Origin of the sequence: Microbispora rosea (assembly GCF_044460045.1) — a bacterium.
In the GTDB taxonomy this organism is placed as follows: Bacteria; Actinomycetota; Actinomycetes; order Streptosporangiales; family Streptosporangiaceae; genus Microbispora; species Microbispora rosea.
Window position 1 is genome coordinate 398,990 of record NZ_JBITJO010000005.1, and the last position, 15,961, is coordinate 414,950.

13 protein-coding genes and 1 tRNA gene are annotated in these 15,961 nt (G+C 72.2%); 2 read left to right on the top strand and 12 right to left on the bottom strand.

Annotated features, from left to right (window positions below):
- The first annotated feature begins 4 nt into the window (after nt 1-4).
- Nucleotides 5-1,660 carry a penicillin-binding transpeptidase domain-containing protein gene (locus tag ACIBK1_RS23840; protein ID WP_396737733.1) on the top strand — a complete coding sequence of 552 codons (1,656 nt, stop codon included), beginning with the start codon at nt 5-7 and terminating at the stop codon, nt 1,658-1,660.
- Here ACIBK1_RS23840 and ACIBK1_RS23845 read toward each other — a convergent pair whose 3' ends face one another.
- Both ACIBK1_RS23845 and ACIBK1_RS23850 read right to left on the bottom strand, forming a co-directional pair.
- Nucleotides 1,661-2,107, bottom strand: coding sequence for an Lrp/AsnC family transcriptional regulator (locus ACIBK1_RS23845; protein WP_030511648.1), 447 nt, complete (start codon nt 2,105-2,107; stop codon nt 1,661-1,663).
- On the bottom strand, nt 2,104-3,459 hold the full coding sequence (locus ACIBK1_RS23850) for a transaminase (RefSeq protein ID WP_197042903.1): 1,356 nt from the start codon (nt 3,457-3,459) through the stop codon (nt 2,104-2,106). The genes ACIBK1_RS23845 and ACIBK1_RS23850 overlap by 4 nt, the downstream gene beginning before the upstream one ends.
- A gap of 236 nt (nt 3,460-3,695) precedes the next feature.
- On the opposite strand from ACIBK1_RS23850, the gene lat reads away from it, so the two are divergent.
- Nucleotides 3,696-4,994, top strand: a complete 1,299-nt coding sequence (gene lat / locus ACIBK1_RS23855; RefSeq protein ID WP_030511646.1) for an L-lysine 6-transaminase — start codon at nt 3,696-3,698, stop codon at nt 4,992-4,994.
- Here the strand turns inward: lat and ACIBK1_RS23860 are convergent.
- From ACIBK1_RS23860 to ACIBK1_RS23905, 10 genes are all read right to left on the bottom strand, one after another.
- Nucleotides 4,890-5,216 carry a helix-turn-helix domain-containing protein gene (locus ACIBK1_RS23860; RefSeq protein ID WP_081903960.1) on the bottom strand — a complete coding sequence of 109 codons (327 nt, stop codon included), beginning with the start codon at nt 5,214-5,216 and terminating at the stop codon, nt 4,890-4,892. The genes lat and ACIBK1_RS23860 overlap by 105 nt on opposite strands.
- Before the next feature lie 111 nt (nt 5,217-5,327).
- Nucleotides 5,328-7,568, bottom strand: coding sequence for a penicillin acylase family protein (locus ACIBK1_RS23865; RefSeq protein ID WP_030511644.1), 2,241 nt, complete (start codon nt 7,566-7,568; stop codon nt 5,328-5,330).
- Nucleotides 7,569-7,576: 8 nt separating this feature from the next.
- A complete protein-coding gene (locus ACIBK1_RS23870) occupies nt 7,577-9,790 on the bottom strand; it encodes an FtsX-like permease family protein (protein ID WP_396737740.1) in 2,214 nt (737 codons plus the stop codon).
- A complete protein-coding gene (locus ACIBK1_RS23875; RefSeq protein WP_030511642.1) occupies nt 9,787-10,467 on the bottom strand; it encodes an ABC transporter ATP-binding protein in 681 nt (226 codons plus the stop codon). The genes ACIBK1_RS23870 and ACIBK1_RS23875 overlap by 4 nt, the downstream gene beginning before the upstream one ends.
- A complete protein-coding gene (locus ACIBK1_RS23880; RefSeq protein ID WP_030511641.1) occupies nt 10,464-10,988 on the bottom strand; it encodes a PadR family transcriptional regulator in 525 nt (174 codons plus the stop codon). The genes ACIBK1_RS23875 and ACIBK1_RS23880 overlap by 4 nt, the downstream gene beginning before the upstream one ends.
- Before the next feature lie 92 nt (nt 10,989-11,080).
- Nucleotides 11,081-11,156, bottom strand: a tRNA-His gene (locus ACIBK1_RS23885).
- 82 nt (nt 11,157-11,238) lie between these two features.
- Nucleotides 11,239-11,835 (bottom strand): oligoribonuclease, encoded by a 597-nt coding sequence (gene orn / locus ACIBK1_RS23890; RefSeq protein ID WP_030511640.1) that lies wholly within the window; start codon nt 11,833-11,835, stop codon nt 11,239-11,241.
- A 35-nt stretch (nt 11,836-11,870) separates the two neighbouring features.
- Entirely contained in the window at nt 11,871-12,863 is a 993-nt protein-coding gene (locus ACIBK1_RS23895; protein ID WP_030511639.1) for a DUF2510 domain-containing protein, read from the bottom strand.
- 19 nt (nt 12,864-12,882) lie between these two features.
- Nucleotides 12,883-14,229, bottom strand: coding sequence for a protein kinase family protein (locus tag ACIBK1_RS23900; RefSeq protein WP_051762578.1), 1,347 nt, complete (start codon nt 14,227-14,229; stop codon nt 12,883-12,885).
- Nucleotides 14,230-15,915: a protein kinase domain-containing protein gene (locus tag ACIBK1_RS23905; protein WP_396737746.1), complete on the bottom strand. Its 1,686-nt coding sequence runs from the start codon at nt 15,913-15,915 to the stop codon at nt 14,230-14,232. It lies immediately after the preceding gene.
- Between the last annotated feature and the right edge of the window lie 46 nt (nt 15,916-15,961).

Genomic DNA, 15,961 nt, shown 5'->3' on the forward strand with positions numbered 1-15,961 from the left:
CCGTATGCGGAACAGGGCCCTGCTCGCCCTCGTCATGGTCGCCGCGGCCATCTTCGTCTTCGGCGTTGCCGGACTCATTGTCTCCGGCATGCAGGATCCGGCCTCGGACTTCGTCGCCGCGCCGCGGGGGACGTCCGCGCCCGGCGGCCCGCAGACGCTCCAGCTCCGCCCGGTGTCATCTCCCGAGCCGTCTCCCGCGAGCTCTCCGGAGGGCTCTCCGGACGAGACGGCCGCCGCCTACTTCCAGGCCTGGGTCAAGAGCGACTACGACGCCATGCGCGAGCTGGTCGAGGATCCCCCGGACGACTTCGCGGACCAGCACCGCGAGTTCGAGGACGCCGCCCTCTCCAAGTCGCTGCGGATCACGGTGGGCACCATCGTACGCACCGGGGAGGAGACGGCCGAGATCCCCTTCACCCAGGAGCGCGACGAGCAGGACGCCGGCACCTGGCGCTTCGACTCCAGTCTGCAGCTGGCGGTACGCGACCTCACCTGGAAGGTCGTCTGGTCGCCGTCCGTCCTGCATCCGGAGATCCAGCCCGGCGGCAGTCTCGTGAGGACCGAGCCGGACGTGGGGCCGCTGCGGCCGGTGACGAGGGGAGGGCGGGAGTTCCCGCGGGACTCGGGCGCCGAGGCGTACCTCGACAACCTGGTGAGCCAGGGGGTGGCGCCCGCGACGGGGGTGGCCGTGGGATGGGCGCTGGAGGTCGACAACCCGGGCATGCCGGCGAAGACCGTTCTGTCCTACAAGCCGGAGAAGCCGCCGGCCGGCGTACGGACCACCATCGACTACGCGGTGCAGGCTGCGGCGGCCCGGGCGCTCGACGGCGTGCAGCGGGGCGCCGTCGTGGCCATACGGCCGTCCACGGGGGAGATCCTCGCGGTCGCCGACCGGCTGGGCGGCCGGGCGGCGTTCGAGCGTAAGTACGCCCCCGGCTCCACGTTCAAGACGGTCACGGCGGCCGCCCTGCTCGCCAACGGGCTGTCCCCCGACAGCACGGTGGAGTGCCCGGCGTCCTACCAGATCCCCTTCAACCGGTCGATTTCGAACTACCACAACGAGGACCACGGGACGGTCACGCTGCGCCAGGCGTTCGCCCTGTCGTGCAACACCACGTTCGCCCGGCTGACGGTCGAGCGGCTGAACGGCGACACGCTGGTCGACCAGGCCAGGGCGTTCGGCTTCGGCGTGCAGGGGGAGAGCGCCGGCACGAGCACGTGCGGCAGCCTGGGGCGGCCGGCGAACCAGGACGCGCTCGCCGAGGACTCCTTCGGACAGGGCACCGTGGAGGCGACCCCGTTGTGCATGGCGCTGGTCGCCGCCGCGGTGGAGAGCGGCGAGTGGCGGCCGGCCCGCCCTCTGGCGGACGAGGCGCCGCAGGGGGAGCTGCCGCAGAGCGTGCCCCTGCCGTCCAACGTGGCGGAGGGACTGCGCTCGCTGATGAGCGCGGTCACGATCGACGGGACCGCCGCCGGCTCCGATCTGCCCCAGGGCACCGCGGGCAAGACCGGCACCGCCGAGGACTACCGGGGCGGGCAGGACCACGCCTGGTTCATCGGCTACCGGGGCGACCTCGCCTTCGCCGTGTTCGTCGAGCACGGCGGCACCGGCCGCGGCGCCGCCGTACCCGTCGCCGCACGGTTCCTCAGGGCCCTGTGATCACACACCGGGCCAGGCGAACCTGTGGGTGTGGATCCCGAAGTAGGTGAACGCCTCGGCCCTGGTGACGCCCGGCACCCGCTTGACGTGGTCGTTGAGCACGCTGAGCAACTCGGCGGGCTCCCGGCACACCACCTCGGCGAACAGGTCGAACGAGCCCGCCGTGAGCACCACGTAGATCACGCCGGACAGCTCGCTGATCCGGTCGGCGACCTCGTGCACGTCGCTGTCGACGCGGACGCCGATCAGCGCCATGACCGGCAGGCCCAGCGCCATCGGGTCGGTGACGCCGACGATCTGCACGACCCCCTCGTCGCGGAGCCGCTGCACCCGTTGCCGTACGGCGGGAGCCGACAGGCCGGTGGCCTCGGCGAGCGCGGTGTAGGAGGCCCTGCCGTCCCGCTGCAGCTCGCGCAGCAGGACCCGGTCGACCTCGTCGAGCGTCATGAGACCAGGTCCGCCACGGCAGCGGCGAACACCTCGTGGTGGAGGTCCACGTCCGCCTCGGTGGTGGCGGGGGACATCAGCGCCATGTTGTGGAACGGCGTGAGCAGCACGCCCCGGTTGGCCAGGTAGACGTGCAGGTAGTCGTCCAGGTCGGGGTCGCCGGCCGCGTTCGACTCGCCGCCGTTGCGCGGCGCGGGACGGGTGAAGCGATACTCGGCGCGCGCCCCGAGCTGCGTGACCGACCACGGCAGGCCGTGCGCGTCGATCACCTCCTGGACGCCCTTGGTGAAGCGGGTCGCCAGCTCGGTCATGGCGGCGAACGCGTCGTCGGTGAGCACGTGTTCCAGGGTGGCGCGCATCGCGGCGACCGACAGGGCGTTGCCGGCCAGCGTGCCGCCGACACCGCCCATGTCGACCAGGTCGAGCCCGTCCATCGCCTCGACGCGCGCGGCGACCTCGGCGGACAGGCCGTAGCCGCCGCTCGGGATGCCGCCGCCGATCGCCTTGCCGATCGTGACGATGTCGGGGGTCAGGTCCCACGCCCTCGTGCAGCCGCCCGGGCCCGCCGAGAAGGTGTGCGTCTCGTCGTTGATCAGCAGGCTGCCGTACCGCCGGGTCAGCTCCCTGACGCCCTCCAGGTAGCCGGGCTCGGGCAGCACGATGCCGATGTTGGTGAGGGCGGGCTCCATGAGGACCGCCGCGACGTCGCCGTACGCCAGCTCGCGCTCCAGCGAGGGCAGGTCGTTGAACTCCACGACGCGTGAGGTGACGGTGGGATCGACCGGAGCGCCGACGTTGCCCTCGCGGGACACCTGCCGGCCGTCCGGGCCGACCACGAGCAGCACCTCGTCCACGCTGCCGTGGTAGCAGTAGCTGTTCACGAGGATCCTGGGCCTGCCGGTGATCGCCCTGGCCAGCCGGATCGCCCATCGGTTGGCGTCGGTGGCCGTCAGCGAGAAGCTCCAGTAGGGCACGCGGAACCGGCGGCCCAGCTCGGCGCCGACCCAGGCGGCGTCCTCGGTCGGCATCATCACCGTGGCGCCGCCCCGGCGGCCGAACCGGTCGGCGACGGCCTGCACGGTCGCCTGAGGGGAGTGCCCGGCCATCGCGCCGGTGTCGCCGAGGCAGAGGTCGACGTACTCGTGGCCGTCCAGGTCGGTGACCCGGGCGCCGCGGGCCTCGGCCAGGTAGAGCGGGAAACCCGCGGCCGTCTTGTTCATCCACGTCATCGGCACGCCGCCGAACAGGTGACCTCTCGCCTGCTCGTACGCGGCGGCCGAGCGCGGGTTGCGCCTCCGGAACGCGTCGCGCTCGCGGTCGAGCAACCGGGCCAGCCGACTACGGTCGATCATCATCCCTGCCTCAGAAAAGATCGCTGCAATCCGTATAAACCCACGGAATCTGAAGCAAAGGTACACAATCGGATTCGAATCGTCAGCAGTCTGCCCGTGATGAGCTTCTCGGACGTGGGACCTACCCTTGCGGCCTGAAAAATGTTCTCTTGAGGTGCTATCTAGGCGGAAACCCTTCACATAGATGCCCTGATGTGAGGGAATCATCTCGTTTCCCAGTATGACGCGGAGGCGAAATGGACCCCACCACTGTGCACGACGCCCTCGCACGGCACCTGCTCGTGGACGGCTACCGCCTCGTGCTCGACCTGGACAGGAGCGCCGGCTCCTGGCTGGTCGATGCTCGGGACGGCCGGAGATACCTCGACTTCTACACGTTCTTCGCGTCGTCGCCGCTCGGGGTGAACCCGTTCGCCGACGACCCGGAGTTCGTCGCACTGCTCGGCCGGGTGGCCGCCAACAAGCCGGCCAACTCCGACATGTACACCGTCCACCTCGCCGAGTTCGTGGAGACGTTCCGGCGGGTGCTCGGCGACCCCGAGCTGCCGCACCTGTTCTTCGTCGAGGGCGGGTCGGCGGCCGTGGAGAACGCGCTCAAGTGCGCCTTCGACTGGAAGAGCCGCTGGAATGAGGCCCACGGCCGCCACCCCGGCCTCGGCACGCGCGTCCTCCACCTCACGCGGGCCTTCCACGGCCGGGGCGGCTACACGCTCTCGCTCACCAACACCGACCCCGTCAAGACCGACAGGTTCCCCCGGTTCTGCTGGCCGCGCGTGGACGTCCCCGCCATCCACTTCGGGGACGTCGAGCGGGCGGAGGAACGGGCGCTCGCGCAGGCCAGGGAGGCGTTCGAGCGGTTCCGTCACGACATCGCCTGCTTCATCGCCGAGCCCATCCAGGGCGAGGGCGGCGACAACCACATGCGCCCCGAGTTCCTCCAGGCGATGCAGGCGCTCTGCCACGAGTACGAGGCCCTGTTCGTCGTGGACGAGGTGCAGACCGGCGTCGGCCTGACCGGCACCCCCTGGGCGTACCAGCAGCTCGGCCTGGCCCCCGACATCGTGGCCTTCGCGAAGAAGGTCCAGGTCGGCGGCATCATGGCGGGCCGCAGGGTGGACCTCGTGCCCGACAACGTGTTCCGGGTCAGCGGCAGGATCAACTCCACCTGGGGCGGCGGCCTGGCCGACATGGTGCGCTCCCGCCGGATGCTGGAGATCATCGAGCGCGACGCCCTGATCCCGAGGGCGGCCATCCTGGGCGAGAAGCTGCTGGGCGCCCTCCAGGGCCTGGAGGCCGAGGGCCTGGTCGCCAACGCGCGCGGACGCGGGCTGATGTGCGCCTTCGACGTTCCCGACCCCGGCGGCCTGGTCGCCCGGCTCCGGGAGGAACGCGCGATCCTGGTCCTGCGCTGCGGCGAGCGGTCCGTACGGCTACGCCCTGCCCTGTCCGTCCAGCCGGACGAGCTTGAGTACGGCCTGGCCGGGCTGCGCGCCGTCCTCGCCGGGGATCGGACCGGGGATCGGGCCGGGGGCTGACGGCGCGGGTGGCGCGGGTTCGCCGCGCCACCGGCAGATGGCCGTCATCCTCGAGTCCACGCCCAGCTTCGCGTAGATGCGGTTGACGTGGTTCTTCACGGTCTTCTCGCTCAGGAACAGCAGCCGCGCGATCTCGCCGTTGGAGTGACCGGTCGCGATCAGCTCCATGACCTCGGCCTCGCGCTTGCTCAGCCCCATTCCGGTGCGGTCGTCGATTCTCATCCGGCCTCCGTAGAAGACGATCAGAGATCGCCGAGGCCCCCGCACGGCGGTTGTGAGGCAGCATAACCCGCATCGTCCACCTTTGGGGAAAAGTGCACTGACTTGCCCGGGTCAATGCCCCCCGTGGATCGTGACGGTCTCGAGATGCGGATCGGCGGCGATCTCGGCCGCGGTGAAGCGTTCAGTCACCCACCCGCCGCGCGAGAACAGGGCCGTCTGGTCGGCGTGGTGGGGTGACGCGGGGTTGGCGGACAGGGAGTAGGTGAGGACGGTACGTGTGCGCGGGCCGCCGGGGGTGAGCTCGACGGCCATCATGAAGCTGGATCCGGTGTTCACCTCCGGGTAGCGTCCGTCCGTGCCCAGCGGCCCGCCCGTGCGCACCCGGTCGAAGCAGCCCTCCCCTTCGGTGCAGCCGGGAATCGGGATCGAGGAGTAGCTCTGCGCCTGCCCGGGGGTGAGCGTCAGCGGAATCCGGTTCGACCGGAAGAACAGCGCGGCGTCGGCGAGGGCCTGCCGCACCGCCGGGTCATCGATCTTCAGCCCTCTCGGGGTGGTCAGCGGACGCGCGGGGTCGAAAGGCACCCGCCACATGGGACGGCCCAGCCGGGTGAAGATTTCGCGCCACAGGATGGCGCCCTCGCCGTCCAGGGCGGCCCGCCCGTCCCACCTCTCCAGCGTCCTGCAGGCCTCGTGGCCGAGCTCGGGATGGGTACGGCACAGCTTCAGCAGGTCGTCGCGCATCAGCTCGAAGGTCAGGTTGCGCTTGCCGTGCACCGTGGCCTGCAACGTCTCCAGCGTGAAGCCGGGCGCGCCGAGCCCGTCGGCCCCGGACAGCCGCTGGGCGATCATGTCGAGGCTGACCCGGGGGCGCGGCTCCAGTTCGGTGCCCGTCTCGCCGTACGCCTGGGGATAGCCGGTGAGCGGCTTCTCCGGGTTCGTCATCCAGTAGGTGTTGTTGGAGTTGGCGACGTAGTCGTCCCGGACCAGCCTCGGCTGCGTACCCGGCCCGAAGATGCCCGGCACGACGGCGTCGCCGTCCCTGCCCCACAGGCACGCGGAGGTCGAGCCGTCCAGGACGTACGCGTCGAGGCCCGGAACGGGCGAAGGCTTGGCGCAGCGCTTCGCCTCGGCGTCGGTGACGTGCGGGACGACCGAGGTGTCGGCGAAGTAGGCGGTGCCGCTCACGTCGGTGGCGAGGGTGTGGACGAACGGCATCCCCTGGTGGGTCCGCTGGGCCTCACGCAGCTCGTCGAGGCTGCCCGCCCTGGCCATCGCCAGCCATTCGTCGGCCGCCCGCAGGTTGGCGGCGTTCGCGTCGGCCAGCGCGTACGCGGCCTCGCCGGTCCGTCCGACCGCGAGCACCGGGCCGTAGCGGGAGGTGAGGAGGGTGTGGCCGGAGAGGGTGCCGTCCGGCAGCGCGACCTCCACCTCCTGCTCGCCCATCGGCTCCGCCCGGCCGTCGACCGTGTAGCTGTGGCCGCCCGCGAGTTCCAGTCGGTAGACGGTGAAGCGCTGCGCATGGGAGACGGTGTGGGTCCAGGCGACCTTGGCGTTGTGGCCGATCTGGACGACCGGGGTGCCGTACAGGCTGCCGCCGGAGACGTCGAGCACGCCGGGGATCGTGAGCTGGACCTGGTAGAAGCGGCGGATTCCCTGCCAGGGGAAGTGCGGGTCGGCCAGCACCATGCCGCCGCCCTCGCGGGTGGCCTTACGGCCGAGCGCCCAGGCGTTGCTGCCCGCCGCCGGCGGCTCAGGCTTCGGTCTCTCGGCTTCGGCCATGCCGGTGATGGCCTCCTTCAGGCTGGAGCTGGAGACCATCCGGCTGAGGTCGAGCAGGTTGTTCCACATGTCGGTGGCGGTGATCGGGCCGACCCACGCCTTGCCCCGGCATCGGGGATCGGGCAGGTTCGCCACCCCGGTGTCCTCCAGGTAGCGGTTGTATCCGGCGACGTAGCCGTCCACCAGGCGGCGCAGCTCGTCGCTCGGGCCGACCGGCGCGGGCCGGGCCAGCAGCCGCCGTACGACGCCCGAGGCGGCGACGCTCTTGTAGTAGACGTCGCTGGTGAGGTTGGCGACCGGCTTGGGGTCGTCGGACTCGGCCTCCGGGCCGAAGTAGCGGGAGCGCTCGCCGCGCAGGGTCACCACCCAGGAGGCCAGCGTGCACAGGTTGTCCTGGGCGAAGGCGTAGCCGTATCCGAAACCGAGGCCGCCGTAGTCCTTGGCGGTGATGTGCGGGATGCCGTATTCGGTACGCCGGATCGTGGCCGAGTATCCCGCGTCGGCCGCCTCCGCCGGGGACACGGGAGGGGCGAGCAACGCCAGCGAGATCGCCGCGGCAGGCACGAGCTTCATGGGAGCTCCTATTCGAAACGCGCGTTGTCGGGCGTGGTCATGCGCCGCAGCAGCGGCAGCGTGGTGAGGATCACCAGGAGGGACGCGGCCAGGCCGCCGCCGAGGGAGGCGAAGTAGACGGGGCCCGGCATGGCCGTCGACGCGCTCTTCATCGCGAGGGCGTCGATGAGCGGCTCGGCCACGCCGAAACCGGCGACCGCGGCGAGCGTGGCGGCCAGCACGAGCGGCAGCGCCGACTCCAGCAGCACCACCGCGGCCAGAGTGCGCGTGGGCGTGCCCGCCAGCCGCAGCAGGGTGAACGGCTGCCTGCGCTCCACCAGCCCGCCGCCGGCCGCGACCACGAGGCCGCAGGCGCCCGCGACCAGGGTGAGCCCGACCATGGCCAGCGCGACGTTCTCCGCCCGGGTGTACAGGTCCGCCCTGACCTGGGCGATCTCGGCGAAGGTCATCGGCGCTTCGACGGTGTAACCGGCCAGCAGGGTGCGCAGCCGCTCCAGTGTCGCCGTGTCCGGCGTGGTGATCATGACGGCCGCCAGGTCGAGTCCGTCGGCGGAGGCGGTCGGGCTGTCGGGGCCCGCCAGCGGAAGGAGCCTGTCGACGGTGAGCGGGTTGTCGGCGCCGACGATGCGGGCGAAGTTGCCCGCCACGGCGTGCGTGCTTGCGGGGCAGCGGCCGAGGACGGGGAAGAGGGCCAGGCCGGCGCACTCGACGACGTACGGCGTGGGCGGCGGGCCGTCGGGCCGTGGGGGGACCTTCCCCGCGTCCGTCCGGCCGTAGATCGGCAGCGCCTCCACACCCGGATAGGTGTGCAGCCGGGCGAGCAGCTCCGTCGCCGCCCGCGGTGACAGGCCGGGGACGCCCGGCCGATCGAACGTGGCGCCCAGGACGTCGTTGAGGGTGCCCCCGGCCACCTTCTGCTGGCCGGCGACCACAGCAGGCACGAGGGCCGCGATCGTCGTCCCGATGAACACCGCCAGCACCAGCCCGCTCACCGACCGGAAGGCGGTCTTCGGATCGGCGGCCAGGCGCCGCGCGGCCAGCAGCGTCGCCCCGCCCCGGGTCAGCCGGGCGGCCAGGCGCGCGGCGACCATGGTCAGCCAGGGCCCGGCCAGCATCAGCCCGACCATGATCAGCGCGAGCGCGACGACGGCCAGAAGCTCGTCGGGCTTGCCGTTCCGATACACCGGGCCCGCGAACATCCCCAGTCCCACCAGCAGCGGGATCACCCGCCACGCCCGCGGCGGGGACGCGGCGGTCTTCCTCGCCACGCCGAGCGGCGAGATCCGCACCCGGCGCAGCGACCACAGGGCGGCGCAGGCCGCCACCACCGGCACGCCGCCGAGCACGGCCGCGTACTGCCAGGCGTGCGGGGCGACCAGGTCGGGGAAGAACCGCGCACCGGTGATCCGCACCCCGGCCACTGCAGGCCGTACGAGTTGGAAGATCGCGAGGCCCGTCAGCGCGCCGGCCAGCGCGCCCAGCGCCGCGTCCACCGCCGCGAGCACGTTGATCTGCCGCGTGGTGGCGCCGACCAGGCGGATCGCCGCGAAGCGGGTCTCGCGGCGAGCCGCGGCCAGCCGGGTGGCGGTGCCCACGAGCACCAGCAGTGGGACGATCAGCCCGACCGCGGCGACGCCGAAGGCGAACCGGTAGACGTCCCCGCTGTCGTCGACGGCGGGCATGGTGCCGACCTCGTCGACCTGCCTGGCGCCGGGCAGGGCGGCGACCTGATCCGGCGTCCGTCCCACCACGGCGACCAGCTCGCCGGGCCCGGACAGCGCCGCGTCGCCGATCAGCCCGGCGCGCGTGCCGGGGAAGCGGGCGGCCAGCTCCTCAGGCGGCGCCGAGTCCAGCAGCCCGGCCAGCGCGGGCGAGGCGTAATACTGCCCGGGGCCGGGCATGCGGGACAGGCCGGGGACGACGGGCGCCCGCGTGCCGAGCGCGGCGGCGTCGAGCCTCTTGATCGTGCGGCCCGCGTAGAAGTCCTCGCGGTAGCTCCACAACGCGCCGTCGGCCGTCGCGTCGAGGGCCCAGCCGCTGGGCGCCGAGCCGGTCGTGCACTCCCAGCAGGGACGGCCGTCGGTGGCCTGGAACGCGTTGAACAGCGACAGCGTGGCCAGCAGCACCGCGACGCCGGCCGCCACCCCGACGACGATCATCGCCAGCCTGGCCACCGCCTCCCTGCCGCTGCTCAGCGACAGCCGCAGGCCCAGCCGGATCATCGGACGGCCCCGGTCGTATACGGGTCGAAGACCCGGCCGTCGCGCACCACGACCTCCCGGTCGGCGCAGGCGGCGACCCGGGCGTCGTGGGTCACCACGATCACGGTCGCGCCCTCCTCGCGGGCCAGGCCCACCAGCAGGTCCATCACGTGCTCGCCCGTGAGCGTGTCCAGCGCGCCGGTGGGCTCGTCTGCGAACACGACCCGCGGCCGCGTCACCAGCGCTCTGGCGATCGCCACGCGCTGCGCCTGCCCGCCGGACAGCTCCCCGGTGCGCCGGCCGCCCAGGCCGGCCAGCTCCAGCCGTTCGAGCCATTCGGCCGCGCGCCGCTCGGCGTGCTTCCTCCGGGTGCGGCCCAGCAGCAGCGGCAGCATCACATTGTCGGCCGCGGTCAGCTCCGGCACGAGCTGGCCGAACTGGAAGACGAAGCCGAAAGCGGTGCGCCGCAGCTCGCTGCGGCGGCCGTCGTCGAGGGTGTCGAGGCGGCGTCCGTCGAACCACACCTCGCCGCTGTCCGGTGTGAAGATGCCGGCCAGGCAGTGCAGCAGCGTCGACTTGCCCGACCCGCTGGGGCCCATGATCGCCACGACCTCGCCCGCGGCCACCGACAGGTTCGCCTCGCGCAGCGCGACCGTGCTGCCGTAGGAGCGGCTGACCTCCCGAGCCTCGACGATCACGACGTACGCACCATCTCGGCCAGCGCGCCCAGCCGGGCCTGGGTGACGTCGATCCACCGCAGGTCCGCCTCCAGGTGGAACATGGCGTGATCGGCCAGCAGGGCGTCGGTCAGGGAGCCGCCGCGCTTGACCTCCGTGAGTTCCCGCATGCGCCGCATATGCGTGGCGCGCTGCGCGTCCAGGTAGCCGGCCGCGTCACGGCCCAGCATCAGCGCCAGCACGACCTTGGTGAACAGCACCGTCTGCAGGTACGGCTCGGCCGCGACCGGCTCGGTCAGCCACGTGGCGACCTCCTGCCGGCCCAGGGGGGTGATGGCGTAGCGCTTGCGGTCCGGCCCGTCGCCCGGCTCGCTCTGCCCGGTGACCTTGCCGTCCCTGGCCAGGCGGCCGAGCGTGGAGTACACCTGCCCGAAGGGCAGCGGCCTGCTGCGGCCGAAGAAGGTGTCGTAGTCGCGTTTCAGGTCGTATCCGTGGCTCGGCTCCCGCTCCAGCAGGCCGAGCAACGCGAGGGGTACGGTCATGCCCACAGGCTATATCCCGAGTGTATACACGCGGCGCATAGCCATTGATAAAAAAGCGAACGGCCGGTCCGCAAGGACCGGCCGTTCGCCGCTGGGGTGAGTGATGGGACTTGAACCCACGACATCCAGGACCACAACCTGGCGCTCTGCCAGCTGAGCTACACCCACCATGTGCGCCGTTCGAGGCGTACGAAGAAAGTGTAGCGGCATTTCGGAGTTGTTCGCGCCTCAATACCGCCACGTGCGGAGGTCAGGGCCCGGAGACGGCCTCCGCGACCTCGCGGGCGGTGGCGGAGTCGGGGCCGGGCTGCGGCACGAAGACAGCGGCGCGGTAGTAGCGCAGCTCCCGGATGCTCTCGGTGATGTCGGCCAGCGCCCGGTGCCCGCCCTGCTTCTCCGGAGAGGCGAAGTAGACCCGGGGATACCAGCGGCGGGCCAGCTCCTTGATCGACGAGACGTCGACCATCCGGTAGTGCAGGAACGTGTCCACCAGCGGCATGTCCCTGGCGATGAAGGCGCGGTCGGTCGCGATGGAGTTGCCGCACAGCGGCGCCTTCTTGGCCTCGGGCACATGGGAGCGGATGTAGTCGAGCACGACGGCCTCGGCCTCCGCCAGGGTCACCCCCGACGCGAGGGCCCGCAGCAGTCCCGAGGCCGTGTGCATCTCCCGCACGACCTCGGACATCTGCTCCAGCGTCTCGGCGGGGGGCTTGATGACGACGTCCACGCCCTCATCCAGCTGGTTCAGCTCGCTGTCGGTGACGATACAGGCCACCTCGATCAGCGCGTCACGGCCGAGGTCGAGCCCGGTCATCTCACAGTCGATCCAGACCAGCGGGTCAGTCATGGCTCAAGAGTAATGCTGAAGGGTAAATGGGGACGTCACTGAGACTGAAGAGAGTCCTCCACGCGCTTGAGGACCGACTGGTCCAGGTTGTCCGGCACCGAGACGTACAGCATCGCAGGACGGGCGTTCTGACCGCGGTCCACCAGGACGATCGCGCCCTTCTCCTTCTTCCACTTCAGGCCGTTGGCCTCGGCGACCTTGGTGAAGTCCATCTCGAACTCGATGACCCAGCCCTGCTTGCCGCTCACGGTCAGCGCCTCGTTGCGCAGGATCTTGTGGTCATGCGGGATGCCGTAGAAGTCCTGGTCGAAGGTGAGCAGCAGGGTCTGGGACAGCTGCCCCAGACCCTGGGAGCCGCTGTAGGGGTAGATCTGGGGCACCTCGGCGGTGTAGACGCTGCCGACCCAGTCGTTGCCCCTGCCGTCGTAGTTCGCCTGGGACGTCGCCGTGCAGCCGCTCGTCCACAGCGGACTCCGCTGGTCGGCGGGGTTGTTGATGTCCTTCGACTCCGGCACCTGCCACTTGTCGCCCGGGTACGCGTACGACAGGCCGGTCACCGGGTCCTTGATGCGGTCGCCGGACGGCTGGGGGAGCTGGGGCAGCGGCGGCGCGGACTGCTGCGGCTCCTGCTCGGGCGGCACGGTCTGGTCGAGCTGCGGGGCCGTCGCGGTGGTGTCCGGCCGGGCGTTGGCCGTGTAGGCGCGATCGCGCAGGACGATGACCGCACCACCGATGACCAGCGCGAGCACCACCACCGTCGCGATGCCGCCCACGATCCACGGCCAGACCGGGGCCGTACGCCGCGGCGCGCCGAACTCGGGCATCGGAAGCTGCGCCGTCTGGTTCACAGGTCCCCATTGGGGCTGCGTCTGCTGTGGGGCCTGCAGCGGTGCCTGCTGCGGGGCCTGAGGCGCCCCGGCCTCCTGCCCGGGAGCGTGGGTGGCGTCGGTCCACTGGGTGCCGTCCCACCATCGCAGGAGAGGGGAGCCGTACGGGTCCGGATACCAGCCGGCGGGGGTCGTCGTCATGCGCGCCACACTAATGAAATCAGCATTTGTAGGTGAAACTTGCCTTGTCCTGGATCGGCTTTCCGGACGTCGTGGGGGACAGGACGCGGAGCGTGGCCGTGCCCTTGAACGACCCCGCTCCGGTCACCTTCCAGTGCAGGGGGAGGTCCACCGACGTGTCTCCCGAGGAGGTGCGCTGCTCCCCCTCCAGCGGCTTGCGGCCGTCGCTGCGGATCCAGAGGTAGCGGATCGACCCGGCCTCGCCGTTGGTGGTGACGACGCCGACGAAGTCGGCCTGGCCGTCGCAGCGCACCGTCTTCTTGGGCGCCTTGACGTCGACGTCGCTCACCGCGAGCGGCGCGCCGGGCGTCTGGCGCAGCCACAGGATCACCGCCGCGATCAGGATCGCCAGCAGCAAGGTCCCCGCCCAGGCCGTCGAACGCCTCCGGCGCCGCCGGGGAGCCGGACCGCGGGTTTGGGTGGCCGTGATGGAGGCGGAGGTCTGCCCGGCCCGCCAGATCTGCGCGGCCGTGGTCTCGGTCGGGACCCCGGGCCCGAACCGCATCATCACGTCGCCGGGGCCGTCCGCCGCGTCCGGCAGGTCGAGCAGGGTCACCGCCTCCCCGCCGGAAGAACCGGCGGCCAGGGCGGCGGCAGGGCCGATGGGGAGATCGGGGGACGCGGGCGCGGACAGGCCGTGGGCCGCGTGGGCCAGCCCTTCCCTGCCCACCCCGGGGAACGCGTCGCGCTCGGCGAGCAGCGTGTCCCGCGCGGCGGCCAGTCCGTGGGCCGCGGCGGCCGACGCGTGCCGCAGCGCCGCCGCGGCGTGTCCCTGACCGCAGTTCGCGGCCAGCGCGCCGGCGAGCGCGGCCCAGGCCGCCACGTCCTGCTCCGCGGACGCGTGCTCGCCCCGCAGCGCCCGCAGCAGGCCGCGCTCGGCCAGCAGCACCGAGCCGTCCTCGCCGATCACGATGGTCCCCGCGTGCAGCGCGCCGTGGGCCGCCCCGGCGGCGTGCACGGTGAGCAGCGCCTGCGCGGTCTCCAGGAGCACGGTCGCCGCGCCGCCCGGGTCCAGGCGGCCGGCGGCCATCAGGTCGGCGACGGCCGGCGTCGCCCGTGTGGTGATCAGCCAGACCTCGTCGCGCGCGGCCACCAGGTCGATCACGGGCAGCAGCCCGATCGGCCCGCCCGACTGGAGACGCACGTCGGCGCCGACCGTCGCGACGAGCCGCTCGCGTGCCCCGGCCGTCGCGACGGCCGGGGGATCGAATAACAGCGCGCCGGACGGCCGTCCGTCGGGGGACACGGCGTCCGCCCAGGTGCCGACCTCGCTGCGCCGGGTGCGGCCGGTGAGCCGGTGCCCCGCGACCGTCGCGCCTTCTCGCATCTACCGCCGCCTTCGGTGCCGTCCGCGCATGCGTCCCATGGCCAGTGTGGCGGGAACGAGGCCGATCGTCACCAGGGCGGCGGCGAGCCCGCCCGTCGGAGTATCAGAAGGAGGGGTGGGCGAAAACGTCAGCACGGGCGGGTCGTCGGGAGTGCTGGTCGGCCGCGTCGGCGTCGGCTGGCTGGTGGAGGGCTGCGCCGTCGGCTGAGTGGGCCTGGTGGTGGGCGTGATGGTGGGCCGGGTAGTGGGCCGTGTCGTGGGCGGGTTGCTGGTCTGGGCGGGGCTGGGCCGCGTGCTCGTCGGCGTGTTGCCGCGCGGGTCCACCGTGACCGAGTCGTCCGAGGGCACGGGCTTCGGCGACGGCCTCGGCTTCGGGGTCCGCCTGATGGTCGGCGTGGGCTTCGGCTTCGCGGTCGTCGAGAGGCTGGGCCTGGGGGTCGCCCGCTGGGTCGCGCTGGGCCGCACGGTCGGCGGCGTCGTCGGCGGGGTGCTCGGCTCCTGGCCGGTGGCGGCCGGGGTGGGGGTGGCGTCCTCGGGCTGCTCGACCGGCTCGTCGGTGGGCTCGCCGCCGGAGTCGTCCTCCACCTCGATCGACGAGGGATCGATCGCGGGCGGGCTCGACGTCTCGATCGTCGTCCCCGCCTGCAGGGTCGTGCCGCCGCTCACGGTCTGGACCAGTGCCACCGTTCCGCCCGCGATCACGACCATTCCGGCCAGGGTCAGGCCGATCTTCATGCGGGTCTGGCTCAGCAGCCCGCCGAGCTTGGTCTCGGCCAGCGCGGTGCCGGTCTCGGGGTCGTTCTCCCTCAGCGGGAAGAACGGCACGAGCAGACCGGCGAGCGCCGCGAGCCGGCGCCGTCCGCGCTCCTCCCAGGCCGGGCCGTACGCGCCGGCGGCGATGGTCTCGAGCTCCCGCAGGAACTCCTCGGCCGACGCGAACCGGTCCTCCGGCCGCTTGGCCATGCCGCACTCCACGAGGTCGCGCAGCGGAGGCGGCACCTCGTCGACCGGAGGAGGGGTCGCCTGGTGCTGGCGGGCCAGCGCGGCCATGTTCTGCGCCCGGAAGGGCCGTCCGCCGGTGAGGCACTCGAAGAAGACGACGGTGGCGGCGTAGACGTCGCTCGCCGGTCCGGCCTTGCCGCCCGACCACTGCTCCGGGGCCATGTACGGCGGCGTACCGGCCGCCCTGACCCCCTCGCCGGCCTGCGCCGCGATGCCGAAGTCGACGAGCTTGCTGGTGCCGTCGGCCTCGACCATGACGTTCTCGGGCTTGTAGTCGCGGTGGACGACGCCGATGGAGTGCGCCGCGGCCAGGCCGAGCAGCGAGCCCTTGAGCACGGCGAGCGCGGCCTCGGGACCGGTCGGGCCCTCCGAGCGGAGCATCGCGCGCAGCGAGACGCCGTCGATGAGCTCCATGACGATGGCGGCGCCGCGCGCGGTCTCGACGTACTCGTAGAAGCGCGCCGCGTGGGGGCTGGGGTCCATGGCGGCGAGCAGGCGGGCCTCGTGCCGGAACCGGGCGACGAAGTGCAGGTCCGCCATCATCTCGTCGGACAGGTACTTGATCGCCACAGGGATGTCGTCGGCGTCGTGCCGCGCGAGAATCACCCGCCCGGCGCCCCCGGTTCCGAGTTCACGAATTTCCGTATAGCCGGGGACGCGCCAGGCGCCCGTCTGGCCGTGCATAACGGTCTGTCTCCTCATCGCCTGGGGCCCCCGCCGAATGACGAGA